The organism is Xanthocytophaga agilis (assembly GCF_030068605.1).
In the GTDB taxonomy this organism is placed as follows: Bacteria; Bacteroidota; Bacteroidia; order Cytophagales; family 172606-1; genus Xanthocytophaga; species Xanthocytophaga agilis.
This window is the reverse complement of sequence record NZ_JASJOU010000012.1, coordinates 234590-260976: the sequence shown is the minus strand read 5'-3', so window position 1 is coordinate 260976 and position 26387 is coordinate 234590. Positions and strand designations below refer to the sequence as shown.

Genomic DNA, 26387 nt, shown 5'->3' with positions numbered 1-26387 from the left:
TCTATGTATCTTTGCGCCACAAATCGCTCATCCTTATTTTATATAAAGCAGTTCTTCAAAAAAACACAAAACGGCAAGTATTATATTAAACTTCCCATCAACATTCCATGAAAATCAATTTGCGCCATTCTGAAGCTTTTGCTTCCCGGCACATCGGGCCAGACGATGTTCAAAAAGCAGAAATGTTAAAAACCATTGGAGTAGGCTCCGTAGAAGAACTTATTTCACAGACCGTTCCTGCCTCTATTCGTCTGCCTAAACCACTCCAGCTACCTGACCCTCAATCTGAATATCAGTTTTTGCAGGACTTTAAAAAATTAGCACAAAAGAACCAGATTAATAAGTCCTATATAGGTTTAGGCTATTACAATACCATCACTCCTCCAGTTGTGCTTCGTAATATTCTGGAGAATCCAGGCTGGTATACAGCCTATACTCCTTATCAGGCAGAGATAGCACAAGGTCGTCTGGAAGCACTGTTAAACTTTCAGACAGTAGTTGTAGATCTTACAGGCATGGAAATTGCTAATGCATCCCTTCTGGATGAGGCAACAGCCGCAGCGGAATCCTTACATATGTTATACAGCATGCGTAAAGGCAGCCGTAAGAATGCAAAGACATTTGTAGTATCGACAGATGTTTTTCCACAAACAATAGATCTGTTGATTACCAGAGCTGAACCATTAGGTATCTCAATAGTGGTAGTAGACTATACAGCAATTGATCTGTCTAACCCTGATATTTTTGGCGTATTAGTACAATATCCGGCAGCCAATGGTTCTGTGTCTGATTACACAAGCTTTATTGCAGCAGCTCACGAACTGGATATTTTTGTTACTGTTGCGGCAGATTTGCTTTCGCTGACATTGTTAACACCTCCAGGAGAAATGGGAGCTGATGTTGTAGTAGGCTCTGCACAACGCTTTGGCGTCCCTATGGGTTATGGAGGACCTCATGCTGGATTCTTTGCAACTCGTGAAGAATATAAAAGACAAATTCCAGGTCGGATTATTGGAGTATCTGTTGATGCCCAAGGAAATCGCGCCTTACGGATGGCGCTGCAGACACGGGAACAGCATATTCGTCGTGAAAAAGCAACTTCCAATATCTGTACTGCTCAGGTGTTATTATCAGTAATGGCAAGTAGTTATGCAGTTTATCATGGATCTGAAGGTCTTCGCCAAATTGCAGAACGTACCCATGGTTTAACTCAATTGTTAGCAAAAGGGCTTGCTAAAATCGGTATCACGATCACTAATGAACATTACTTCGATACTATTTCCTTCACTAGTCCTCAGCAAAGCAACATACGTAAGGTAGCAGAAGCACACCATATCAACCTTCGTTACAGTGCGAACAATCAAATTTCTATATCTCTTGATGAAACTACCACAGTTTCTGATGTGCAAACACTTATATCTGTCCTGGCAGAAGGTACTGGTGCAACCAACCATATTGACCTCTCGCCTATTGCAGATTCAATCGTTTTGCAATATCCTGAGAAATTAACCCGCAAATCGGCATATCTGACACATCCTGTTTTCAATACTCATCATTCTGAGCATGAGATGTTACGGTATTTGAAATATCTGGAGAATAAAGATTTATCTCTTACTCACTCCATGATTTCGCTGGGTAGCTGCACAATGAAACTAAATGCTACTACAGAAATGATCCCTGTAACATGGCCTGAGTTTGGAAATCTACATCCATTTGCGCCTGTTAATCAAACAGAAGGATATCAGGAATTATTCAAAAACCTTAATGACTGGCTGTGTGCAGTAACAGGATTTACAGCAATGTCCTTGCAACCAAACTCTGGTGCTCAGGGAGAATACGCAGGTTTATTGGTTATTCGTGCCTATCACTTGAGCCGTGGGGATGATCACAGAGATGTAGCCCTAATCCCTGCATCTGCCCATGGAACCAACCCGGCAAGTGCGGTAATGGCAGGAATGAAGGTAGTGGTAGTGAAGACTGATGAGAAAGGATATATTGATTTTGCAGACCTTAAAGCCAAAGCAGAACAATACAAAGACACATTATCAACTCTGATGGTGACGTACCCGTCTACTCATGGGGTGTATGAAGAAAACATTCGTGAAATCTGCGATCTGATTCATCAATATGGTGGACAGGTTTATATGGATGGTGCGAATATGAATGCACAGGTAGGTCTGACAAGTCCGGCAACTATTGGTGCAGATGTATGCCATCTGAATCTGCATAAAACATTCTGTATTCCACATGGTGGTGGTGGTCCTGGTATGGGTCCTATTGGAGTTGCAGCTCACTTGGTTCCATTCCTTCCAGGACATGCAGTTGTACCTGTTGGTGGGGAAAAAGCCATTCATGCCGTATCTGCAGCACCATGGGGTAGTGCGTCCATTCTGCCTATTTCATATGCATATATTGCTATGATGGGAGGAAAAGGGCTTACAGACGCAACAAGTGCAGCCATTCTGAATGCTAATTATATCAAAGCTCGTCTGGAAAAGCATTATCCTATTTTATATACCAACATCAATGGACGCTGTGCCCATGAGTTTATTCTTGATTGCAGAGCCTTCAAAAATGTCGGTATTGAGGTGGAAGATATTGCCAAACGATTGATGGATTATGGCTTCCATGCTCCTACAGTTTCTTTCCCTGTTGCCGGAACACTGATGATTGAACCTACAGAAAGCGAGCCTAAAGAAGAACTAGACCGCTTCTGTGATGCCATGATAGCCATTCGGGAAGAGATTAAAGAGGTGGAAGAAGGAAAAGCAGACAAGCAAAATAATGTACTGAAACATGCTCCACACACGGCAAGTGTTGTATTGGTAGAAAATTGGGATCGTCCATATAGCCGTGAAAAAGCTGTATATCCTCTGCCTTACGTAAAAGCTGCCAAATTCTGGCCATCTGTAAGCCGTATTGATAGTGCCTATGGCGACCGGAATTTAGTTTGTGCCTGTGAGCCTATTGAAAGCTATCTGGATGAAACAGAAAAGCAAGCTGCTTTATAAGCATAATCTCAACATATAGTTTTATAACAAAAAAGCACCTCTCATATAAGAGGTGCTTTTCTATTTATTGTTTCTCATCATTATTTCATCATCGCAGCTACCCAATGATCCTCTTTGGATAGTTCGCGATTTGAAATCCAATTCTGCATCACTTTATTTAATGCAGCATTTAACTGCTGGACTGTCTTCTTGCGCTTAAGATTAAGAAATACACCATCCAGCTTTTCTTCATATATCTGCACATTAGCATCATTATAAAAATGAACAATGGTATATTGTTTTGTGTGAATATCCGACTCTGTCACCCAATATCCAGAACTTTGCCCGAGTGCAGGTGCGACTCCCACTATTCCAATACCAATTAGCAGGCTGATACTTACAATAATTTTTTTCATAGTTGTAATTGTTTAGTATATAAAGATGATCTCCATCCGATTTATAGATCTAAGATACTTTCTATCTAAAAACGAAACAGAAATATTCGCTCAACAACAGACTTACATACAGACATAACTTCCACAGACCTTTCAAGACCGTTTATCCATAAAAATGTCATTCAGAGACGTTTTTATGCTGTTTGTCGACTAATAGCTAACATAGAGACATAGTAAAGCCAGAAATTGTAATTTTAATAATGCGAACTAAATTCCTTGTCCATGTACATCTTTAATTATGACTTCGTTTTCTCTAATCAATGGAGATATCGGCTTGCTCGTCATATTCTATTCTGGATAGCATTCATCCTTTTTTGTACAGTGATCTATAGCTACAGGCCTGTTATTCCGGAAGGAGTCTCTTACTGGAAGATCGTGTTAATGGCCTTTACCAATGCCATTATATTTACATTTAACCATATTGCTCTGAGCTATTCTATCATTTACTGGCTTATCCCCTCCTATTTGCTAAAAGGAAAATATATACACCTGGCGATTGGACTATGCCTTTGTATATTGGGATCAGGTTTCTTTTCTTTTTTTTTATCGTCTTATATAGTAAATGGTTACTTAGCGATTTTAGGATGGCCGACCCATCGTTTTCCTTTATCAATTGGCCTGATGGCAGGATTACGAGGTGGTATCACGATAGCAGGATTTGCCGCGGCCATTAAGCTTTCCAAGTATTGGTATTTAAAACAAAGCGCATTCCAACAAGTAGAAAAAGAAAAGCTAACAGCAGAACTCCAACTACTTAAAGCCCAGTTGCATCCTCATTTTCTATTTAATACATTAAATAATCTGTATGCACTTACGCTTACCAAGTCAGATTATGCTCCAGAAGTAGTAGTAAAATTGTCTGGCTTGTTACGATATATGTTATATGATTGTAATGTTGCGGAAGTCTCTCTGGAAAAAGAAATACAGATTATTCAAAATTATGTTGAACTGGAACAAATGCGTTATGGAGAACATGTAGATGTATCTCTCAACTTTACTGGAGATATAACAGGTAAAATGATAGCGCCTTTACTTCTTATGCCATTTCTAGAGAATGCATTCAAACATGGCGTCAGTGAACAAATAGATCAGGCATGGATTAGTCTTGATTTATCTGTTGATAAGAATCGAATGCGGCTGAAATTAATTAATAGCAAGAGTGAAGAAAATCAGGTAAGTTCCTATACAGGAGGCATTGGATTACAAAATGTAAAAAAAAGGATGGAACTGATCTATCCTAAACAATATGACCTTAAAATAGTAGAACAGGATGAAATCTTTGTGGTGATACTCAATCTGGAATTACAAAATGATATAACCAAACAAACAGAAAACAGTCAACAGTACAAAACGATACAAACCCAATGGGCATGAATCTAAAATGTTTATTAGTAGATGATGAACCACCAGCACTGGAAGTATTGGAATCACATATAGGAAATGTAGATGGTCTTGAAGTTATCGCTAAATGTCATAATGCAATTCAGGCATTTAGTGTATTGCAGGAAAAAAATATAGATTTGATGTTTCTGGATATCAAAATGCCTAAGTTATTAGGTACAGACTTTCTACGTACCCTGCGAAATCCACCCAAGGTTATTTTTACTACTGCATATCGTGATTATGCTGTAGAAGGTTTTGAACTGGATGCTGTGGATTATTTGATGAAACCTATTTCACTAGAACGATTTCTGAAAGCAATAGCTAAGGTTACTAAAGTGGAAAATAATTTTTCTTCAGAAGAAAAGAAATATCAACCCAATAAAGATGCCTTTCTCTATTTTCGTGTAGACAGGAAAATGGTTAAAGTTCTCACAGAGGATATTCTTTATATAGAAAGCTTGAAGGATTATATCAAAATTTTTACAACCAATGACTCCAAACCTTTGGTTGTGAAACAAAGTATGAATGCACTGGAAGAAATGCTTTCCGAAACAAATTTTCTTCGTATTCATCGTTCGTTTATTGTATCTCTGAGTAAAATCAAAGCCTTTACAGCTAATCATATTACTATAGGCTCTGAAGAGTTACCAATTGGCAGACTTTATAGTCATCAAATTTTAAAGGCTCTAAAAACACAAATTTAGTTGTGAATCTACAACTACCCTTTCCAAAATTCGTAAAAGCAGTATCTTTGACAAAAACAGGTATTACTCAATGACAGTCCCAACCCTCTCCCTAGCTTATCGACCTGAGATATTTACTAAATTTCCTCATCTTATTGCAGCTCAGAGTCTAAGACATGGAGGTGTCAGTCCTGCACCATTCACTTCTCTTAACTTAGGGCTTTCTTCAGGTGATGAAAGGAAAAATGTACTTGAAAACAGAAATCGTTTTTTCAATAACCTGGGCTTCCAACCCGAAGACATAGCCTTATCCTATCAGGTTCATGATGACAAAGTATTGGTGGCGACCCAACCTGGCAATTACGAAGGCTATGATGCCATTGTGACAAACTCACCAGGTGTATTTGTTGGTGTCTCCATAGCTGACTGCACACCTATCCTAATTTACGACTCTAGTAGTAATGCAGTTGCAGCCATTCATGCAGGATGGAAAGGAACTATGAAACAAATAGTGTCAAAAACACTGCAAACAATGACACAACACTTTGGAACAAATCCGGTGAATTGTTTTGCATATATTGGTACCTGTATTAGTGAATGTGCCTTTGAAGTCGATGCAGATGTTGCAGATTATTTTACATCTGATTACAAAAGATGGGATTCTGAGAAAAATAAGTTTTTTGTAGATCTGAAACAAGCAAATTTCTCTCAATTGCTAAAAGCAGGTATTCCAAAAGAGCAAGTTGAGGTTTCTCCCTTCTGTACAGTTGAACATAATGATAATTATTTCTCTTATCGTAAAGAAGGTAAAAAATCAGGCAGAATGTTTGTTGTGATTGGGCAGCGAACTAATAGATAAGTTATCGCTTTAAAAGCCCAAGAATGGAATACTTAACAATAGCCATTGAACGCCTTTCAAATAGGGATAGCGGATATTCCAGAAGTGAAGTAAACCAAAATGATAATCCTTTTCGGTACTGATGTCCTAACACCAAATGCAATGCGATATACGAATCACAGTATGAGTTAATCTTTTTCCAATACGGAGAAAATATCTTCTTAACAGTCTCGTCCTCAAAGGCATACCGCAGAGCCAACTCTTTTCTTTCAACAAGATTGCCTTCTACGAAGTGCTTTACACTTCGGGAATCGTGATCTATCAATGCAGCCGAAACTCGATTATCTACTTTAATACCTACATTAGCAACTACACGTAACCATAATTCCCAATCTTCAGAACCAGCTAAAGCCCGGTCTTCTGTGAATTGGTATGTATTTGCAATATCTCTTCGAAGAAATACCCCCATACAACTTAAAGGATTTCCTTTTACCAATACGTAGATATCATCCGAGACAAGATTATTTACTTTCACTTTAGATTTCAGATTCCTATCTGTCACTTCATAGGCAACATGCAATAATGGAGGATTTTCAAACTTTAAGATACTTTCATATGCATTTGAAAGGCATTGCTCATAAAAGATATCATCAGAATCCAGAAATGTTATATACTGTCCTCTCGCCTGTTTAATTCCAAAATTTCTGGCGGCAGCTCTTTCTCCATTTTCTTTTTTATAATAACGAATATGATCATCAGTCAGCCCTTTCATCACCTCTTCTGTGTTGTCTGTACTGCCATCATCAACTACTATAACTTCATAATCCTTAAAAGTTTGTTTCAGTAATGACTGTAATGTCGCGGGTAAAAAACTCGCACGGTTATAAGTAGGTATAATTATAGAGAAGAAAATAGTGTTGTGAATTTCCATTTTATAAAGAATAGATTATCTCACAGTATCTTGATAACCTAAAAATAAGCATTATATCAGAAAACGAGCTAAAACTCCTTAGCTTCATAGGCAATCGATCCTTTATGAAGCATTTAACAAACTAATTGACTACTTAGTTGTCCATATATCCCACGACTTCTCTGCCTGTGCATACAACATAGGTAACCCTCCAAATGTCTTTGCTCCTTGCTTAGACCCTTTTTGTAAAAAAATAGTTTGTTCCGGATTATATACCAGATCATACAAAAGATGATCGCCTGTTAGCCATTCATAGGGTAATGGAGGAAAGACATCAACTTCCGGATACATTCCAAGAGGCGTAGTATTAATAATCAGTAAATACTTACCCACGATCTTTTCTGTAAGATCATCATAACCAAATATATTCTCACCTGGCCGTCTCGATATGTACACATTTTCGATATCCATATCATCCAGTGCGATCTTGACAGCTTTGCTTGCCCCTCCCGTTCCTAAAATAAGTGCTTTTAATTTTCGGAGACTCTTTCCTTCTGAAATATAATTTCCGTTAAGAAAACCTTCCAATGTGAATTTAAAACCAAAATAATCTGAATTATAACCTGTAGTTGATCCATCAGGTGCGATTTTAATCACATTTACAGCCCCAATACGCTTAGCAGCTGGATCTATAGATGTTAGATAAGGAATTACCTGCTCTTTATAAGGTATAGTGACATTCAGTCCTCGTAAGTTAGGCTGGGAAGAGATAAGGCCAGGCAACAGTTTAATATCTTCTAAAGGAAATAGTTCATAAGAAGCATCTGTAATATGCTCTTTAGCAAACTTTTCTGTAAAGTATTTCTTAGAAAATGAGTGGCCTAACGGATAACCAATAAGTCCGAAAATACGCATGTATCTTTAATTATGAAGTTATGCAGCTTTTTTAACAAATCGATGTCTTACATATTCTATTACAGGAGGGAGGATTGAAATTAGAATAATCAGAATAATTACCTTTTCGAAGTTATCTTTAATAATAGAAATACCACCAAAGAAATACCCTGCTAATGTCAAACCAATCACCCAGATTAATCCGCCTATAATATTATAAGAAATAAATTTACCATAGTTCATGCTACCTACACCCGCAACAAATGGAGCAAACGTACGAACAATGGGAACGAAGCGTGCATAAATAATAGATTTACCACCATGCTTATCAAAAAAAGCCTGCGTTTGATCCAGATATTCTTTCTTCAGGAATTTTATCTTCCCGCTAAAAGCTTTCGGACCAATGTATTTACCTATTATGTAGTTCACTGTGTCGCCTAAAAATGCAGCGACAAATAATAAGGGCAGCAGATAGTAAATATTAAGGTCCTTATTGTTAGAAAACGCAGCAAATGCACCCGCTGCAAATAATAATGAATCACCTGGTAGAAAGGGCATTACGACTAATCCTGTTTCTACAAAGATGATAACAAAGAGGATAATATAGGTAAGAGTACCATAGTCAGAGATAAGTTCAGCAAGGTGTTTATCTATATGTAAAATAAAGTCAATGAGTTGTTTTATGATTTCCATAAGAGAAATTTTGTAAAAGAATGTCACAAAAATAAGAAAAGCCCTGAAAGAGAAGTATTCCAGAGCATTCTTTCTTTAAAAAGTCCTTTATATAGTTATCTTCCTGAAATTTTTTTATTCTCCAGCCATACCACAGGATACTTCAAAGTATCCCACTTTTGGGTATATTTCTCTGGAACAGGATAAATGGAGAGTACACAAGAGCCTAAAAGAATGTCTATATCTCCATCCTGATCTATATCACCTGTATCCATTACTTGCCAGCGACCGAAATCAAATTCAGGAAAAGTGAAAGGCTCAAACTGAAAGTTTCCCTTATTCTCCAAGTATACGAAGCTCTCTTCCGGATGTTTTTCATAATCTGGAAAGTAAGCAATTGTAGCAATATCTAAATCTCCATCCTGATCAAAGTCTACCGGGACAGCTTTTGTGATGCCATTAATAGGATAAAAATACTTTTCGGTAAAATGATTATCTCCATCATTTAAATAAATCCTTAGGCCATGATAAGGCTTTAGAATCTGCTTATAGTCACCATTATCGCCATTGGTAGCCATAATGTCTAATTCTCCATCATTGTTAAAATCAACCAAGGAAAACGAATTAGACCCAAAGGACGGATGAAACTGAATAATTCTCTCAGGAGGTGAAAAAACACCATTTCCCTTGTTTGTATATAGGTCAAAACCCTCGTTACCCTGGGCCATAAGTACTACTATGTCTGGTTTTCCATCTTTGTTAAAGTCGCTTATAGCAGATTGAATAGCTCCCGCAGAAGGATTTAAAATATGTTCCATGTATTGATGTCTGACTCTTTCATACCAATTCAAAGACCCTGTATAATAGCCAAATCCAGACACGACAATATCTTCTTTGCCATCTGCATTCAAATCCTGGTAGGCAACATGTGTTGGACGGCTTAAACCAGTAATAATGGCATCGGCAACCGATGAGTCTGATTGGAGATATGTTAGTTCGCCGTTTCTAAAATCAGAAGGATGAAAAGATCCCATTAATAATATCCTAGCACCCTCCTTTCTACTATCCATTTGTACAGGACCAGTACCCAACCTTGTAAATGCAAATGTTTTCAAGGACTTGTCAGTATGAAACAATATACCTTTTTCTCCATCTCCAAAATATAGTTTATTATGAAGAGTATCTATCTTTACCAATGACAATACTGGATTTTCAAAAGGAAATTTTGGTGTATGGACCTGAAAAAGTGAAAGTGTTTTCCGGATCGGTGTGTGTGTAATCTGCGAAGGCATTTTTTCAGGTGCCAATGTAATGAAGTAGCGCATTACTGACCGCCATTCCTCATCTGATAAAATAGGTTTATCAGGAAATAAATAGGAGTTGAGAAAACCTTTCTCTTGTTTATAAAGTATTCCCTCAAAACCCGTAATACCTAATAATGGCCCCATCTTGGGAAAGACTGCCTCTTTCCATGTCTTCTTATCTACTAAATCAGGCGTGGGTAATTGGTGACATGACTGGCAATACTTTTCTGCTAATTCACGATCCGCGGCCTCCCCTGGATAAGTTTCAGGTGTAGTACAGGAATAAAAAAAGATACTATTGCTTAGTAGAAAGATATAAAGGGAGAGTGTAAAGAAAAAACGCATGAAAGTGACTTTTTTATGTAAAAATATCACTTTTTAAAGTATGATTCCAAAATATCTTTGCCCTGATAGGTACCATATGTAGCTAAAGGGAGAAATCTTGCAAATAGCTCTTCTTTATACCAGTTTCGGGTACGGGTCTTGTGTACAACTTCTTTGTGAAAGGTTTTCTGATAAGCAAAATCCTTTATAGCATCCGAATTCTCCCAAATACTTATAGTAGCTTGTTGAATCAATGGTAACTCCCCTACCCCAATGGAAAATAATAAGCCAGGTGAGTCTTGAATGATTGCCTGTACGCGGGGTACATTAGACCAGAATTCTGGTAATCGATACCAACAGATGGTAGCTCGGGTAAGCACTACAACTGGCAGTGTAGTATCTTTGATAGTGTAGGTTTCGACAAATGGATTTTTACGATCCCAAGACCCATGAGAGCGAGTTGGCAATAACAGAAGACTATAGATTTCACTGGTATTTAATAAATATTCTTTGGATAAACCTGATTGAAAAAAATAAGTAGCATCTTCAAGTGTACTCCAGACTGTGAGCAAAGCATAACGTGTAAAATCCGGAACCATGCTAAATCCTCCCTTACCACTACCAAGCATTTTTCCGAAAAGTAATCCTCTGGGAGTTGAAGTTAACAAACTGGATTTTCCCATTTGTCCTAATGCCCACCACCTTTTATTAATTGGAAATTGAAAGAAAGACAAAGCAACTACAGACTGATAATTATTGGCAGGCATCAGAAAACGAAAATCCATAGAATCTGGAAGGTTTATTGTTATGCTTCTTTTCCCTAAAAGTGTATGCCTATCGTATTATTAAATCTTAAGTCATCTCCCATTTTAGCTAGTGATTCATCTTTCTTGAATGTGTAATAGCTTCGAGATGAAAAAAACTTTGTGGTGAGTTCTGATCAGATTTTTTTGTATTGAGTTATACGCAAGACAAAATAGCGAATAGAATTCTGGTCAAACACAAAAGTGAACACTATTCGAATAGTTGCACAAATAGTTGCACAAAGCGATCGGAATTTTGATCAAAAGCAAAACTACTATGAATAATACTCAATCTCTAGACCTGTCAGTGAGGCTTCCTTGTCTTTCTGAAAAGATTTTTACTTTGCACTATGCGCAGACAGGAAATCCGCTTGCATAAAAACGCATACTTACATTTAGGATAACTTATATATAGTATAAAACAAAAGACCTTCCCGTTTGGAAAGGTCTTTTGTTTTATATAACCAAGTATTGATTATGCTTCCATTAATACTTCGTCGTGTTGACTTACATCCAATCCTAAACGTTCTTCCTCTTCTGATACTCGTAGTGGAACGATTGCGTTTGTTACAACCAACAATATATAAGATACAACAAATGCAAAAACAGATACAATTACCAATGCCAGCATATGTTTTAAGAATAGCGCTGTTTCACCAAATGCTAATCCATTTTCTACAACAGCAGAGTTTACTGCGCTAGTTGCAAAAATACCTGTCATAACCATACCAACCATACCACCAACACCATGGCAAGGAAACACATCCAACGTATCATCAATTTTTCCTGACTTAGCCTTCCAATGTGCAATTATGTTACTAATAATACCAGCAGCAGTACCAATAAAGATACTAGTAGGAATTGTTACAAAACCAGCAGCAGGGGTGATTGCAACCAGACCAACAACAGCACCAATACAAAAACCAAGAGCTGATAATTTTTTACCTTTAGCTACATCAAACAATACCCAAGACAGTCCAGCAGCAGCAGCAGCAATATTTGTAGTTGCAAATGCACTAACAGCTAAAGTACCTGCTCCTACAGCAGATCCGGCGTTAAAACCAAACCATCCAAACCAAAGTAAGCCAGTACCTAAGAGAACAAATGGAATATTTGCAGGAGGATGAACTTCATTTTCAACCATAGATTTGCGTTTTTTCAGGAAAATAGCAGCAGCCAATGCAGCCCAACCAGCAGACATGTGTACAACTGTTCCACCAGCAAAGTCTAATACACCTAGTTTAAATAAAAAACCGTCAGGGTGCCACGTCCAATGTGCAAGTGGAGAATATACAATCAAACTAAATAATACGATAAAAAGCACATATCCTTTGAAATTCACACGTTCTGCAAATGATCCAGTGATAAGCGCAGGTGTAATAATAGCAAATTTTAATTGGAAGAAAGCAAACAATGCTAATGGGATAGTAGGTGCCAGAGACCAAGGGGCTTTTGCATCCAAAACACCTTTAAACATAAAAAAGGTAGTAGGATCGCCAATAAATCCTCCAATAGAGTCTCCAAAAGCCAAACTAAAACCAACTACAATCCACAAAACACTGATTACACCCATAGATACGAAGCTCTGAAGCATGGTAGAAATAACATTACGCATATTTACCATACCACCATAGAAATAAGCTAGGCCAGGGGTCATCAACAAAACGAAAGCTGTGGCTGTAAGCATCCAGGCAGTATCACCAGCACTTATTTCCCAAGGCTTTCCATCAGGGAAAGTCCCTTTTGTAAGGATTTCAGTAGGGACAGCAGGCAGGAAAACTGCTGCGAAACTCACTACAAGTAAAATAATGAGCGGCAAATAGGACTTTTGGTTCATGCAAGTAAGTGTTTAATTGACAAACAGTTAACGGTTTTAAGTTTAGAATTGGTTTTCTGTAGCTGACTATTATTACTTAAATAAGATTAAGGGCAGGCTTGTTTTTTCAGGATATACTTAACAAATATACTAGTTTTTAGATAAAACACCAACGAAAATAAGGCTCATATAGATAAATTTACACTTATTTTTCGATAAACGCCTAAAAAACAAAGGTTAAATTTCAAAAACACACTAATCAATATAGTAATTAAGGTAGATTAGGTTATATACTATAAGGACATCTACTTACGATTACCATTCTTTTATTGGACCTTTTGCCACTTTCTCCTGAACTGGATTATATATCATGGCTTTCTTAAGGCCTGCAACTAGATTATTGACTAAAACATATGTTGCTTTTTTATTAGACTCCCAGGTTTTTTGCCATCCTGAAGCTTTTGCGTCTTCTAAAGGTTTCACTTTTCCTGTGGGCACAACCTGATAGTTTCTGTTTTCGTGGTAATAGTGAAAAACAAAGTCTGTTAAGCGATACCGATATTTGTTTTCTTTTACTTCAATCTGAATTGTATAGGAGACTGAGCCATTTTGCCTTTTGGTTAAATAGCCAGTTGCATAAACAGGATACTCACTTATCGCAGTGAGTTTATGGCCATCAGCAGTTAATGAATCAACTATTGAGTTAAATTTCTGAGCAACCAACCAATTATAAGCATTCTGATGCAGTAGTTCTTTTGGAATTGAATCAGTTGAATTAACCTCATAAAAAACAATCTTATTATTTTCGACAGGAAGTATGCTTTGAGCATAAGACCAGCCAAGGATCATATTCAATCCAGTGATCAAAAGAATACGATGCCAAAAGAAACGTACTGAAATCAATTTCATACAAAGTGACTATTAGAACTTGTAGATGAATGCCAGTGTAAGAGTTGATTGGGTATTTTTACTGAATACACCATCACTATCCTCAAATTTCTGATGTTGCTCATTTCCTCCACCTGATAGTTTAGGATAGCTATCTAATCTGTACTCAGGTTTGATCAACAAATGACCATCAGCCAATGTAAAGTTTCCCGTTACAGTTACAGAGTTAACAGTGGTACCAGCACCTAATCCATTTCTTACTGCTCTAACACCACTGGTGTTATCGAAATATTCGTAACGAGCTCCTAAACCAAACACATCTGAAATAGCAACATTACTATATAGTGCTACTCCACCCCAGGTTTTAGCGTCATCCCCAGAGCCACCTTTTTCACTCCCCATGGCAGCATTTAGGCCCAGGAAGAACTTCTCAGTTATCTGGTAAGATGTAGTAAGGTCAAATAATGAATAATAAGCTCCATCAACGGTAGTCTGTGATGGTGCTTCATTGCTACCAATCCAGTTCAGATACACATTCCAACCAGAAACAGGTTGTACATATAATTGACTTATGATGGCTTTTGCACGATTGTTATCATACAGGTTATCTATATTGTTGACAATACCAGCCATTAAAGCAACTTTATCAGAGAAAGCATAGGTACCTTTTAAGCCTATATGGTAGAAAGGCCCATTATTGAATAAGTTTGATAAGGAATAATTGTAATTGATAGGAGCATCAATCACTTCATATCCTATATGAGTACCAAACTGTCCAGCAGTGAATGATAACTTATCTGTTGCTTTATAAGTAAAGTAAGCCTGTTTGATAGCAAGAGCAGTAGATCCACCTCCTAGGGGTCCAACATAATTACCATAGTTACCTAAGTCAGCATTTGGGCCAAATGTCAAGTCAATAACAGCCTCTGATTTCTTATTGCTGTATACAGCTTTTGTTTGTACCAGCCCCAGTGAAAATTGTCCTGCAACAGCATCAAAAGCACGGGCATTTCCTCCTATAACAGTAACACCTCCTTCATCTAAACCAGATGCACCTGTATTAAGGCGTGAAAGTGGCTTATTGAAATTACCCAAGTAGTAGGAGTCCAGGTAGCCAGAAAAAGTAAACTTTCCTTTATCCTCCTCTGTAGCTGCAGGTGTAGAATCTTGTGCATTTGCATTAAAGAACAGAGTGGTGACGGCGAAAGCCAGAAGTACAACTTTTCTCATAACGGTAAAAGGTTCGATTTGATTACTTAATAAGGGTTAAGGGTGTAAATCATTTATGAGTTTGTATGATGAAGGAAAGGCAGGATCAAAAAGTAGATGTAAGATCTGCTATGTAATAAGAGTATTCATGCTATTAAACTTTGAAAGAACTTTTAGGAGTTTATACTTAACTATTTCTCACAGCGGGAATGCTAAACTCAGAATATCTTATCAAAAAAACAAATTATATGTTAATTTTTTAACCAAAAACAATGTAAAATACTATTTTTCTAAAGAAACACCATATAAAAATGCAGCATATTTGAAGTTTTATACATATAAATTCGGATTTATACTTAAAAATTCAACCTCATATCCTCTCTTTTACACAACCATCTGTCTGTTTGTTCCAAATCAGTAAAATATGTCTAAAAACTAACCTCTTTAAAGAAAAAACATATAACATTCTATTTTTACAGTAGCAAATCAGTAGCAAAAATAAAAATACAAGACGTTTTTATTTCTAATAACCTTTATCATTGAGCTGATCTAGTAGGAGAAATAACTAGAAAAATCGGAGGCCAATCAACACAAACCATACATTAATAAGTTTTTTTACCTATATTATTATTTTAGCAAAATATTATTTCAATAATCGGTTATTAAAAAAAAAATTATTAATCATTTTGTTGATAATCAATAAATATGAATAATTTAAGGAAGTTAAAAGTGATATCCATTAAGTATATACACCCAAGATTCACTATCAATACAGGCTAATACTACCCAAATTGCAGGAACAGAATTGAACTTTTTTTATTTTAAATTATCAAAATCAAATAATCTGATCAAAAAAAAGGCTACTCACATTGCATAACAAAATATTATATGTAATTTTCTAAACTATTTCATCAATAAATTTTATTCCGAGTTAGAGTTTAACATCAAAATATAGCACCTACCCTAATGGAATCATTCAGAATTAAAGTTGGTTAACTATTTATAACCCAACTTTCGTTTGGTTTCCACTTTCCAGAGGATACTTTTTTAACAAAGAATTGTATTTTAATAAGTCAAATCATGATGAACGATCAGCACGAACAACTTCAGCCGGAGGGGCTCTATCATCCTAGTTTTGAACATGATGCCTGCGGTATTGGCTTTATTGCTAATATCAAGGGTCGCAAATCTCACCAGATTGTAGAAGATGGTATAAAAATGCTAACCCGTATGGAACATAGGGGTGCATGTGGATGTGAAGCCAACACAGGTGATGGAGCAGGAATTCTGATTCAGGTTCCACACGAATTCTTTCTGGATGAATGTACAAAACTTGGCCTGGCACTTCCTCCTTATGGAGAATATGGAGTAGGAATGGTCTTTTTCCCGAAGGATGAAAAACTACGTGAAGAATGCCGCACTATTCTAAACAGAAAGATTAAACAATTAAAGCTTGAGCTGATCGGTTATCGTGTTGTCCCAACCATGAATGGTGATATTGGAGAGAGTGCATTAGCAGTAGAACCACAGATGGAACAAGTCTTTATCAAAAGACCTCCACATATCACAAATCCAGATGAGTTTGAACGTAAACTATTTGTATTGCGTAACTACTCTACACGTGTTATTAATGAATCTGTTCAGGGACTGAAAGGTGATTTTTACTTTGCGTCCCTTTCCTATAAAACTATAGTATATAAAGGACAGCTTACAACTGGTCAGGTTCGTCCTTATTTTCCAGATCTGCATAATGAAAACGTAGTGTCTGCCCTTACTGTGCTTCACTCTCGTTTTTCAACTAATACATTTCCATCCTGGAAACTGGCTCAGCCATTCCGTTATATTGCCCATAATGGTGAGATCAATACCGTTCGTGGTAACGTAACCTGGTTTACAGCAGCAGAAACTGAATTTTTCTCGGAGTTCTTTACAAAAGAAGAACTGGATATGTTGCGCCCTATCTGTAATCCAACTTTCTCAGATTCTGCCAACCTGGACAATGTAATTGAGATGTTGGTATTAACAGGTCGCTCATTACCTCATGTAATGATGATGCTTATACCTGAAGCTTGGGATGGCAATGAACAAATGGACCCTGTACGTAAAGCATTCTACGAGTACCACGCATCATTAATGGAACCCTGGGATGGTCCTGCCTCTATTACATTCACAGACGGAAAGATTGTGGGAGCTACATTAGACCGTAATGGTCTTCGCCCTTCCCGTTTCTGTGTGACCAACGATGATATGGTTATCATGGCATCTGAAACAGGTGTTCTGGAAGTGGATGAATCTAAAGTAATTAAGAAAGGACGCCTTCAACCAGGCCGTATGTTTATTGTAGATATGGAACAAGGCCGTATCTTATCAGATGAAGAAGTAAAAGATCAGATTTCTTCACGTAAACCATACGGAGAATGGTTGAAACAGAATAAGATTAAACTGGCTGATGTGCCTGAACCAGGAGGAAAATTCCGTCCACTGGATGAGAAGACGCTTTTAAAAAGACAAATTGCTGCTGGCTATACATCTGAAGATCTTAAGTTTGTTATTGGTCCAATGGCTATGACTGGGCTTGAAGCATTAGGTTCTATGGGTCTGGATACACCTCTGGCCGTTTTATCTGATCAAAGCCAGCATTTGTCCAGTTATTTCAAACAATTGTTTGCTCAGGTAACTAATCCTCCTATTGATCCGATCCGGGAGAGAATGGTTATGTCCCTGATTTCGTTTGTAGGTGTTTCCAGAAATCTATTGACAGAGACACCAGAACATTGCCATACACTGGAACTGCCTCAACCTGTACTAACCAATCAGGATCTGGAGAAGATTCGTTATATAGATCATAAAGGATTCCAGACTAAAACTATCTATACTTATTTCAAAGCAGATGGTCAGCCAGATGCATTGGAAAGAGGGTTGGAAAGATTATGCAGATATGCAGAAGATGCTGTAGTGGACGGATTTGCTATTATTATATTATCAGATCGTAGCTTTGATAGCAGTCATGCTCAGATTCCTTCTTTACTAGCAACTGCAGCTGTGCATCATCACCTGATTCGTAAAGGACTTCGTGATAATGTCGGAATCATTGTAGAAGCTGGAGATGTATGGGAAACACATCACTTTGCTACGCTGATTGGGTATGGAGCATCTGGTATCAACCCATATCTTGCTTTTGAGACTATCTCTGATATGAAACGCAAAGGTAGACTAGAAACTGAACTGGAAGAAGATTATTTACATAAAAACTATATCAAATCTGTTGGTAAAGAATTACTGAAAATCTTTGCCAAAATGGGTATATCTACATTACAATCTTATCAGGGAGCTCAGATTTTTGAAGCGCTTGGTATTCATAAAGAAGTAATAGATACTTATTTCACCCGTACCGTTTCACGTATTGGTGGCTTAAAACTGGATGATATTGCACGTGAAGTATTGATTCGTCATCAACTGGCATTCCCAACAGACCCAATACCAACACAACGCTTGGAAGTAGGTGGTGTGTATCAATGGAAACAACGTGGAGAACAACATATTTTCAACCCACAAACGATCCATTTATTACAGGAATCCTCAAAACGTAATGACTATCAATTATTTAAAAAATATTCAAAATTAATTGATGATCAAACACAAAAGGCTCTGACTTTGCGTGGTATGCTGAAGTTCAAACCTGGCAAGTCTATTCCCATTGAAGAAGTGGAACCTATTGAAAGCATCTTTAAGCGATTTGCGACAGGAGCAATGTCTTTTGGATCTATTTCATGGGAAGCTCATACAACACTAGCTATTGCGATGAACCGGATTGGAGGAAAGAGCAATAGTGGTGAAGGAGGAGAAGACGAACGCCGTTTTGATAAACAGCCCGATGGAGATTGGCTAAACTCTGCGATTAAACAGGTAGCCTCAGGCCGTTTTGGCGTAACAAGCTATTATCTAAGCAATGCACAAGAATTGCAGATCAAAATGGCTCAAGGCGCAAAACCAGGTGAAGGGGGCCAGTTACCAGGACACAAAGTAGATGAGTGGATAGGACGTACACGTCACTCTACTCCGGGTGTAGGTCTGATTTCACCACCACCACACCATGATATTTACTCAATTGAAGATTTGGCACAGCTGATCTTTGATTTAAAGAATTCGAATCGTGATGCCCGTATCAGTGTTAAACTGGTATCTGAGGCAGGTGTCGGAACTATCGCTGCGGGTGTTGCTAAAGCACATGCAGATGTGGTACTGATTGCAGGACACGATGGAGGAACAGGAGCATCTCCACTAAGTTCTATCCGTCATGCTGGTTTGCCATGGGAGCTTGGATTAGCGGAAACACATCAGACGCTGGTAAAAAATAAACTCAGAAGCCGTATCGTAGTTCAGGCTGACGGACAAATTCGTACAGGTCGAGATCTGGCTATTGCAGCATTGCTTGGAGCAGAAGAGTTTGGTGTAGCCACAGCAGCATTAGTAACTGCCGGATGTATCATGATGCGTAAGTGTCACTTAAATACATGTCCGGTTGGTGTAGCTACCCAAAATGAAGAATTACGCGCTTTATTTACTGGTAAGCCTGAGCATGTAGTGAATATGTTTACATTCCTGGCAATGGAACTACGTGAGATCATGGCAGAGCTTGGTTTCCGTACAGTAAATGAAATGGTAGGGCAGGTAGATCGTCTGGAGCCACGTGATAATATCAGTCATTGGAAACACAAAAACCTGGATTTCGCCGCAATCCTGCATAAAGCACCTGTAAGTCTGGAAGTAGGTTTGTACAAACAGGAAGAACAAGATCATGGCATTGATGCCATTCTGGATCTTGAACTGATTCGTCAGGCTAAAGTTGCCATAGAAGACAAAGTTTCAGTAAAAGGCGAATTTGAAATTCAAAACATAGATCGTGCAGTAGGTACTATGCTTTCCAATGAAATTTCTAAGAAATATCTGGGAGAAGGATTACCAAACGAAACCATCCATTATAAGTTTACAGGCCACGCCGGACAAAGTTTTGGTGCTTTTGGAGCCAAAGGACTGACTCTGGAACTGGAAGGAGATGCTAATGACTATGTGGGGAAAGGATTATCAGGAGCAAGACTTGTTATCTACCCTGATCGTAAAGCAACCTTTGTTCCATCTGAAAACAGTATCATCGGAAACGTAGCATTTTACGGAGCTACAGCTGGTGAAGCCTATATTAAAGGGATGGCTGGTGAACGCTTCTGTGTACGTAACTCAGGTGTGAAAGCAATAGTAGAAGGTGTTGGAGATCATGGCTGTGAATATATGACAGGTGGTGTTGCAATTATCCTAGGTAGTACTGGACGTAACTTTGCAGCAGGAATGAGTGGTGGTGTAGCCTATGTTTGGGATAAGGCCGGAGATTTTGAAAGTAAGGTTAATAAAGAGATGGTAAATCTGGAAAGGCTTACACCAGAAGATGAAACTATCATCCGGATGTATGTAGAAAATCATGCAACATTTACCAAATCAGAAGTTGCCAAAGATGTATTGACAAGCTGGAATGATGTTATCAAGCAGTTTGTAAAAGTAATGCCTGCTGACTTCAAAAAAGCACTGGAAAAGAAAAATATCAGCCTTTCCGAACAGATCCAGAACAAGGAAATCGTATACGGAAACTTTTTGGCAAAAGTCTGATAGTTTACCAGAATCAACTATCTGTCTTTATAACAATATGTTGTAAAGACAGATATACCCCAAACATTCAATAATTCTATTAATCAGTCATTTATTCACACAGATAAGCGATAGATATGGGAAAACCGACCGGATTCCTGGAGTTTACAAGAGAGCTGCCAGAAAAACGCAAGAAAGAAGAGCGTGTAAAAGATTATAATGAAATTGAAAAAACGTTTTCTACTGAATTAGCCGAAAAACAGGCTGCCCGTTGTATGAATTGCGGAGTTCCATTTTGTCATAATGGATGTCCGCTAGGAAATATTATTCCCGAATTTAATGATGCCGTATATGCACAAGATTGGGCTCTAGCTTATGAAATCCTGGCATCAACCAATAATTTCCCTGAATTTACAGGACGTATTTGCCCTGCACCTTGTGAATCATCCTGTGTATTAGGTATTAATAAACCTCCTGTTACAATTGAAGCGATCGAACGTTATATTATTGAGACTGCGTTTGAAAAAGGATATGTTCAGCCAAATCTTCCTAAATTCCGCACAGGCAAAAAAGTAGCCGTTATAGGTTCTGGCCCTGCAGGTTTGGCAGCAGCAGCCCAACTCAATAAAGCAGGTCATCTGGTCACTGTATTTGAAAGAGCAGATGCAGTAGGAGGCTTATTACGATACGGTATCCCTGATTTTAAATTAGATAAAAAAGTGATTGATCGCCGTGTGGAAGTAATGGAGGCAGAAGGAATCACTTTTAAAACCAATGCCAATGTAGGCGTAAACGTACGTACAAAAGCTTTATTGGAAGAGTTTGACGCAGTAGTGCTTTCTGGTGGATCTACTGTAGCCAGAGATCTTCCAATTCCCGGACGTAATCTGAAAGGTATTTATCCGGCAATGGAATTCCTTAGCCAGCAAAACAAACGAGTAGCTAATCGTCCGGTAACTGTAGATCATCGGGGTGTTAACTACGAAAATGGTGAACTGTTAGCAACTGGTAAAAATGTAATTGTAATTGGTGGTGGGGATACAGGTTCTGACTGTGTAGGTACATCCAACAGACATGGAGCTAACTCTGTTACACAAATCGAATTGATGCCAATGCCTCCCAAAGAACGGGCAGAAAGCACACCTTGGCCACACTGGCCAATGATGTTGCGTACTTCTACTTCACATGAAGAAGGTTGTAACCGGCACTGGGCTATTCAGACAAAAGAATTTGTAGGTGATGAGAATGGCAATCTGAAAGCAATCAAACTAGTAGATCTTGAGTGGAAAGTAGAAAACGGTCGTTCTATATTTGTTGAAGTAGCAGGTAGTGAACGTGAGATTCCTTGTGAACTGGCATTGCTTGCCATGGGCTTTTTACATCCACAACAAGAAGGTATGTTAAATGAACTGGGTGTTGAATACGATGAAAGAGGCAATGTGAAAGCACAGAACTATCAAACCAATAATGCAAAAGTCTTTGCAGCTGGCGATATGCGTCGTGGACAGAGTCTGGTAGTTTGGGCAATCTCTGAAGGCCGTGAGGCTGCTCGTGCAGTGGACGAATACCTGATGGGTCACAGTGAACTGGAAGCTAAAGCCGTTTCAATGCTTAATGCACAGAAATTTGACTTTGCCTAATGTATAAACCTTCTCAAATAAAAAGAGCCATCCTATGATAGGATGGCTCTTTTTATTTGAGAAGGTTTTGTATCAGGATTTTTCCAGTGCGGCTATAGTCGCTCTGCTCTTTTTACCATATCGACGATATAGTATCCAGGCTATCCCACCTATCACAAATAGAAACCATAATCGGGAGAAGAAAATTACTATCTCTTCGAAGATATACCATCCATCGACTAAAGATTCTTTGAGCCGGACAAATAAACCAGGTTTATAGCTTTCTATATTGTTAGGGTTCACAATAATTTCTCTAAAAACAGTCTCCCGCTGATAGATTTGTAAATGAACAGTACTATACGCAATCTGATCCTCCAAGCCCAAAGTATGAACTCTTGACTGATCGAGTCGATTTTGCCTATCTAACAGGTCTTCCTCAGCCGTCGTACTTTCACCCAGTTTTTTTCCTCGTTTATCGATATTCTGAGTCATCCGATTTTCATAACTTTCCAAGCGTTTCTGTTGCAACTGATTGGATAATAAATCAAATCCTGCATCTTCTGCTTTCACTATTCTATAATCCAGAAAATCGACCAAGCTATTCAAACTACGCATCAAGCTATCAAGCTTGGCATTAGGTATACGCAAAGTTATATCATTGGTAACGGTATAGGTCTTTACTTCTAGAGTAGAATCAGAGCTGACAGGAACTGACTCAGTTCGATCAACAGACGACTGGAGATTAGAATTGGTAATGAAGCCGTCGAATTTGGCAGTCAGATCTTCTATCTGATTTGTCGCACTTCTAACATTTTTCACTTTACACTTTACATCTGCAGTACGAATAAATTTTCGTCCCGTTTTTTCCAGATTATTTTTGCTATCAAGTGTAAAGTTTGCATTTCCTTCTGGTTGAGGAGATGCATTTGCAGCTACAGCTACGGTATCTGTCATAGCAGCGGATTCTGAGACATAAGAATCATCTCTTTCTTTTTTAGAGGAACAGGCGGTAAACCCAACAGAAAGAAAGATAGTTAAATAAGCGAAATACAGTGATTGTTTCATAGGTAGTGAATAAAAGTTAATTAAAACTCAAACACTTACATAATACCATTTAGTACTATGCAGATGAAAAACATGTATATCGCGAAATACGATTTTAATACAGAGGCAATAGAAAGGTAACCTCAGAAAGGATCACAATATTTCTACTTACCAGCATCTTTTCGAAAAATGCAGTTTCTGTTTTTTATTCATAAGGAGAAGGACTTAGAGCAGACCATCCACCATCGATTACAAGACACTGGCCTGTAATTTGTCCAGCAGTAGACGAAGTCAAAAATAAAGCCGCCTCAGCTATATCCTGTACAGTTCCCGGTCGCCCCATAGGTGTAATGCGAGACCATGTATTTATATATTCTTTGTCTTCCAGTGTGCGTTCAGTGAGGGTGGCGCCTGGTGCGATACAATTGATGGTAATCTGATGTGGAGAAAGATCCACAACCAGATTTTTGGCTAGCATCTCTATCCCCGCCTTGGTCATTCCATAAGCTGCCAGATTTTTGTGTGACTGATGAGCCGTAACAGAGGACATTAGTAAAATACGTCCACCCATGCCTTGAGCTATCATTTGAGTAGTTGCCTTCTGAGTCAGAAAAAATGTTCCAAATAAATTTACTTCCAGTAATCGTTTCAAAGAACTCGGTTGATATTCCAGGAAGTCCCCAAAGGTGGTAATACCTGCATTGGCTATCAGAATATTTAATTGACCAAATTCTTTACTAGCTATTTGTACCAGTCGTTCAATTGTTTCCAGTTGACTCGAATCACCGCCACATGGCTTACAAATCCCTCCAGTATCCTGAATAGCATCTGATGCTTTTATACATAGATGCTCATCAATATCATTTAAAATAACTTTTGCGCCGTTAGAGGCTAGTTGTCGGGCTATTTCGAATCCAATACCTACTCCTGCTCCAGTAACAATGGCAACCTGATTACTAAAATCGTGCATAAAATATTATTTTAATCTATTGGCCAGATTTCTGATACTTATCCTCAAAACACGCGCACTACATCAATGCAATCAAACAAAAGACAATCAAAACTCTGAACAGTTTCTCAAACTACAAGAAATCTGATGGTGTTACAGAATTTATCAGAGCTCTGATTACTCTCCAAACGTATCAGAACTCTGATAAGCGTTTTTTACTCATTACAATGGTTAAAGATAACCAGCTCCCCAATAACTTATATATCCAATCCATTCATGCCACAGCGTTGACCATTTTCCCAAAGCACTTTCAGAAGGCAATAACCAATAATCAGGAGTCCACTTACGTCCTGAGCTATAAAAGTCAGTAGTAAATACAGTTACAGGAACATTGGCTTTCTCAAAACAACCCTTAGCACGTCTCATATGAAAAGCGGAAGTTACCAGTAAATATGATTTACCAGGGAACCGTTTTTCCAGCACTTTTGCAGAAAACAATGCATTTTCATGTGTATTACGAGATTTATTTTCAAGTACAACAACGCTGTCTGGCACACCGGCTAATTTTAGTATGGAAGCCAATTCTTCTGCTTCACTTTCATTCTTGTTCCGGTTTACCAATTGACCAGAGCCTCCACTAATAAGGAAATATTTTATTTTTCCGATCTTGTACAATTGCAAAGGATGCAAAATACGATCTGCTCCTTTGGCAAAATAGACCCGATCCTGAGGCTCACGCTCTGTATCAGTTACGCCTGTAAGAACAACAGCTACATCATGAGGTGCCAAATCTGCTATTGGTGTAACAGAAATTTCCCAGGCACGTATAGCTTCATTAACGATCAGATTGTTGGTAAATAGGATTAATAAAATAAACGCTATTTTTATGGCTCGATTTTTTAGTCGAGGTACCTTTGTCCAAAAACTGTAGAGAAATAAACCTACAATCCAGGTGATGGGCATTAAAATATAAAATAAACTTTTGGATAGAACGAAGAACATGTATAACCTTTCAGATGGAAATATAGATTTTCTGGCAAAATACTATATTTTTAATTGTAAAAACGTGTATTGATCTATTTCTGAGCCTGTATATTAAAAATTGAACGTCTGCTTTAATTTACCGTACATTATTCCATACTTCAGTAGCTATGACCACATCTGTTACCGTTTCTGCCAATCGCAAAAGAATCATAAGCTTGGATGTAAGCCAATTATCTTATGATGAAACAACCCGGGAAATTCTGGACCTGGGAAGCAGTCATACACCTTCCTATGTATGCTATGCCAATGTGCATATGACCATTGAAGGGCATTGGTCACCTGCGTTTGCAGAGATAGTAAATAATGCAAACATTGTGGCTCCTGATGGAGTACCTCTGGCTAAAGCATTCAAATCATTATATGGTGTGTCTCAGGAAAGAGTAGCAGGTATGGACATGTTACCCTCTTTGATTGCTGATTGTGAAAAAGAAGGATTGTCTATTTATTTTTTTGGAACAACCAATGAAACATTGGACGCGATGAGAAAACGAATCGAGAAAGATCACCCCAATTTACGTATTGCGGGCATGTTCTCCCCTCCTTTCGGATCTCTTAATGCAGCTAATAATGAGAAATATGCACAAATGATTAACGATTCTGGTGCCAATCTGGTTATGGTAGCCCTAGGTTGTCCTAAACAGGAGACCTGGATGTCTCAAAACTATAAGAAGATCAATGCCGTATTGCTGGGTGTAGGAGGCGCGTTTGATGTATATGCAGGGGTAAGAAAACGGGCTCCTTTCTGGATGCAAAAACTAGCACTTGAATGGTTATACAGACTAGCCCAGGAACCCAAACGAATGTTTAAACGCTACTTTGTCACAAACAGCACCTATATATGGCTTCTGAGTAAGCAGATTATGGCTAAAAAATAAATAATTTGGCTCTAAGCTCTATTGTCTTTTGCACTAGAAAATAAATCTGT

19 protein-coding genes are annotated in these 26387 nt (G+C 38.1%); 7 read left to right on the top strand and 12 right to left on the bottom strand.

Annotated features, from left to right (window positions below):
• Positions 1–107: 107 nt before the first annotated feature.
• Positions 108–3011, top strand: coding sequence for an aminomethyl-transferring glycine dehydrogenase (gene gcvP, locus QNI22_RS28530; protein ID WP_314516170.1), 2904 nt, complete (start codon positions 108–110; stop codon positions 3009–3011).
• A gap of 80 nt (positions 3012–3091) precedes the next feature.
• Here the strand turns inward: gcvP and QNI22_RS28525 are convergent, their stop codons facing one another.
• Positions 3092–3406, bottom strand: coding sequence for a hypothetical protein (locus QNI22_RS28525; RefSeq protein WP_314516167.1), 315 nt, complete (start codon positions 3404–3406; stop codon positions 3092–3094).
• A 261-nt stretch (positions 3407–3667) separates the two neighbouring features.
• Between QNI22_RS28525 and QNI22_RS28520 the strand changes: the two genes are divergently transcribed.
• From QNI22_RS28520 to pgeF, 3 genes are all read left to right on the top strand, one after another.
• Complete coding sequence (locus QNI22_RS28520) at positions 3668–4819, top strand: sensor histidine kinase (RefSeq protein ID WP_314516166.1); 1152 nt, start codon at positions 3668–3670, stop codon at positions 4817–4819.
• A complete protein-coding gene (locus QNI22_RS28515; protein WP_314516163.1) occupies positions 4816–5532 on the top strand; it encodes a LytR/AlgR family response regulator transcription factor in 717 nt (238 codons plus the stop codon). The genes QNI22_RS28520 and QNI22_RS28515 overlap by 4 nt, the downstream gene beginning before the upstream one ends.
• Positions 5533–5602: 70 nt before the next feature.
• A complete protein-coding gene (gene pgeF, locus QNI22_RS28510) occupies positions 5603–6370 on the top strand; it encodes a peptidoglycan editing factor PgeF (protein WP_314516160.1) in 768 nt (255 codons plus the stop codon).
• Between the two features lies 1 nt (position 6371).
• Here the strand turns inward: pgeF and QNI22_RS28505 are convergent, their stop codons facing one another.
• From QNI22_RS28505 to QNI22_RS28470, 8 genes are all read right to left on the bottom strand, one after another.
• Positions 6372–7280: a glycosyltransferase family 2 protein gene (locus QNI22_RS28505; protein ID WP_314516158.1), complete on the bottom strand. Its 909-nt coding sequence runs from the start codon at positions 7278–7280 to the stop codon at positions 6372–6374.
• 129 nt (positions 7281–7409) lie between these two features.
• Positions 7410–8174 carry a shikimate dehydrogenase family protein gene (locus tag QNI22_RS28500; protein ID WP_314516156.1) on the bottom strand — a complete coding sequence of 255 codons (765 nt, stop codon included), beginning with the start codon at positions 8172–8174 and terminating at the stop codon, positions 7410–7412.
• Between the two features lie 18 nt (positions 8175–8192).
• On the bottom strand, positions 8193–8846 hold the full coding sequence (locus tag QNI22_RS28495) for a DedA family protein (RefSeq protein ID WP_314516153.1): 654 nt from the start codon (positions 8844–8846) through the stop codon (positions 8193–8195).
• 95 nt (positions 8847–8941) lie between these two features.
• Positions 8942–10474: an FG-GAP repeat domain-containing protein gene (locus QNI22_RS28490; RefSeq protein WP_314516152.1), complete on the bottom strand. Its 1533-nt coding sequence runs from the start codon at positions 10472–10474 to the stop codon at positions 8942–8944.
• Between the two features lie 26 nt (positions 10475–10500).
• Complete coding sequence (locus QNI22_RS28485) at positions 10501–11238, bottom strand: spheroidene monooxygenase (protein ID WP_314516150.1); 738 nt, start codon at positions 11236–11238, stop codon at positions 10501–10503.
• Between the two features lie 493 nt (positions 11239–11731).
• Complete coding sequence (locus QNI22_RS28480) at positions 11732–13093, bottom strand: ammonium transporter (protein ID WP_314516147.1); 1362 nt, start codon at positions 13091–13093, stop codon at positions 11732–11734.
• 294 nt (positions 13094–13387) lie between these two features.
• A complete protein-coding gene (locus tag QNI22_RS28475) occupies positions 13388–13981 on the bottom strand; it encodes a DUF4468 domain-containing protein (protein ID WP_314516144.1) in 594 nt (197 codons plus the stop codon).
• A 12-nt stretch (positions 13982–13993) separates the two neighbouring features.
• Positions 13994–15190 (bottom strand): outer membrane beta-barrel protein, encoded by a 1197-nt coding sequence (locus QNI22_RS28470; RefSeq protein WP_314516142.1) that lies wholly within the window; start codon positions 15188–15190, stop codon positions 13994–13996.
• A gap of 1062 nt (positions 15191–16252) precedes the next feature.
• On the opposite strand from QNI22_RS28470, the gene gltB reads away from it, so the two are divergent.
• Both gltB and QNI22_RS28460 read left to right on the top strand, forming a co-directional pair.
• The gene (gltB, locus tag QNI22_RS28465) at positions 16253–20827 is read left to right on the top strand and encodes a glutamate synthase large subunit (protein ID WP_314516266.1); all 4575 of its coding nucleotides are present in this window, start codon (positions 16253–16255) and stop codon (positions 20825–20827) included.
• A 116-nt stretch (positions 20828–20943) separates the two neighbouring features.
• Positions 20944–22446 (top strand): glutamate synthase subunit beta, encoded by a 1503-nt coding sequence (locus tag QNI22_RS28460; protein WP_314516141.1) that lies wholly within the window; start codon positions 20944–20946, stop codon positions 22444–22446.
• A gap of 72 nt (positions 22447–22518) precedes the next feature.
• Here QNI22_RS28460 and QNI22_RS28455 read toward each other — a convergent pair whose 3' ends face one another.
• From QNI22_RS28455 to QNI22_RS28445, 3 genes are all read right to left on the bottom strand, one after another.
• A complete protein-coding gene (locus tag QNI22_RS28455; RefSeq protein WP_314516139.1) occupies positions 22519–23490 on the bottom strand; it encodes a DUF4349 domain-containing protein in 972 nt (323 codons plus the stop codon).
• Between the two features lie 184 nt (positions 23491–23674).
• Positions 23675–24439: an SDR family NAD(P)-dependent oxidoreductase gene (locus tag QNI22_RS28450; protein WP_314516138.1), complete on the bottom strand. Its 765-nt coding sequence runs from the start codon at positions 24437–24439 to the stop codon at positions 23675–23677.
• 210 nt (positions 24440–24649) lie between these two features.
• On the bottom strand, positions 24650–25420 hold the full coding sequence (locus QNI22_RS28445; protein WP_314516135.1) for a YdcF family protein: 771 nt from the start codon (positions 25418–25420) through the stop codon (positions 24650–24652).
• A gap of 149 nt (positions 25421–25569) precedes the next feature.
• Here QNI22_RS28445 and QNI22_RS28440 point away from each other — a divergent pair, with 149 nt between their 5' ends.
• On the top strand, positions 25570–26337 hold the full coding sequence (locus tag QNI22_RS28440; protein ID WP_314516133.1) for a WecB/TagA/CpsF family glycosyltransferase: 768 nt from the start codon (positions 25570–25572) through the stop codon (positions 26335–26337).
• Positions 26338–26387 lie beyond the last annotated feature (50 nt).

Bases quoted from the DNA above. Each gene is read 5' to 3' on its own strand.
- QNI22_RS28480 (WP_314516147.1), bottom strand. From the start codon at position 13,093: ATGAACCAAAAGTCCTATTTGCCGCTCATTATTTTACTTGTAGTGAGT.
- QNI22_RS28475 (WP_314516144.1), bottom strand. From the start codon at position 13,981: ATGAAATTGATTTCAGTACGTTTCTTTTGGCATCGTATTCTTTTGATC.
- QNI22_RS28500 (WP_314516156.1), bottom strand. From the start codon at position 8,174: ATGCGTATTTTCGGACTTATTGGTTATCCGTTAGGCCACTCATTTTCT.
- QNI22_RS28520 (WP_314516166.1), top strand. From the start codon at position 3,668: ATGTACATCTTTAATTATGACTTCGTTTTCTCTAATCAATGGAGATAT.
- QNI22_RS28470 (WP_314516142.1), bottom strand. From the start codon at position 15,190: ATGAGAAAAGTTGTACTTCTGGCTTTCGCCGTCACCACTCTGTTCTTT.
- QNI22_RS28460 (WP_314516141.1), top strand. From the start codon at position 20,944: ATGGGAAAACCGACCGGATTCCTGGAGTTTACAAGAGAGCTGCCAGAA.
- QNI22_RS28450 (WP_314516138.1), bottom strand. From the start codon at position 24,439: ATGCACGATTTTAGTAATCAGGTTGCCATTGTTACTGGAGCAGGAGTA.
- QNI22_RS28455 (WP_314516139.1), bottom strand. From the start codon at position 23,490: ATGAAACAATCACTGTATTTCGCTTATTTAACTATCTTTCTTTCTGTT.
- gltB (WP_314516266.1), top strand. From the start codon at position 16,253: ATGAACGATCAGCACGAACAACTTCAGCCGGAGGGGCTCTATCATCCT.
- QNI22_RS28490 (WP_314516152.1), bottom strand. From the start codon at position 10,474: ATGCGTTTTTTCTTTACACTCTCCCTTTATATCTTTCTACTAAGCAAT.
- pgeF (WP_314516160.1), top strand. From the start codon at position 5,603: ATGACAGTCCCAACCCTCTCCCTAGCTTATCGACCTGAGATATTTACT.
- QNI22_RS28440 (WP_314516133.1), top strand. From the start codon at position 25,570: ATGACCACATCTGTTACCGTTTCTGCCAATCGCAAAAGAATCATAAGC.
- QNI22_RS28495 (WP_314516153.1), bottom strand. From the start codon at position 8,846: ATGGAAATCATAAAACAACTCATTGACTTTATTTTACATATAGATAAA.
- QNI22_RS28515 (WP_314516163.1), top strand. From the start codon at position 4,816: ATGAATCTAAAATGTTTATTAGTAGATGATGAACCACCAGCACTGGAA.
- QNI22_RS28485 (WP_314516150.1), bottom strand. From the start codon at position 11,238: ATGGATTTTCGTTTTCTGATGCCTGCCAATAATTATCAGTCTGTAGTT.
- QNI22_RS28505 (WP_314516158.1), bottom strand. From the start codon at position 7,280: ATGGAAATTCACAACACTATTTTCTTCTCTATAATTATACCTACTTAT.
- gcvP (WP_314516170.1), top strand. From the start codon at position 108: ATGAAAATCAATTTGCGCCATTCTGAAGCTTTTGCTTCCCGGCACATC.
- QNI22_RS28445 (WP_314516135.1), bottom strand. From the start codon at position 25,420: ATGTTCTTCGTTCTATCCAAAAGTTTATTTTATATTTTAATGCCCATC.
- QNI22_RS28525 (WP_314516167.1), bottom strand. From the start codon at position 3,406: ATGAAAAAAATTATTGTAAGTATCAGCCTGCTAATTGGTATTGGAATA.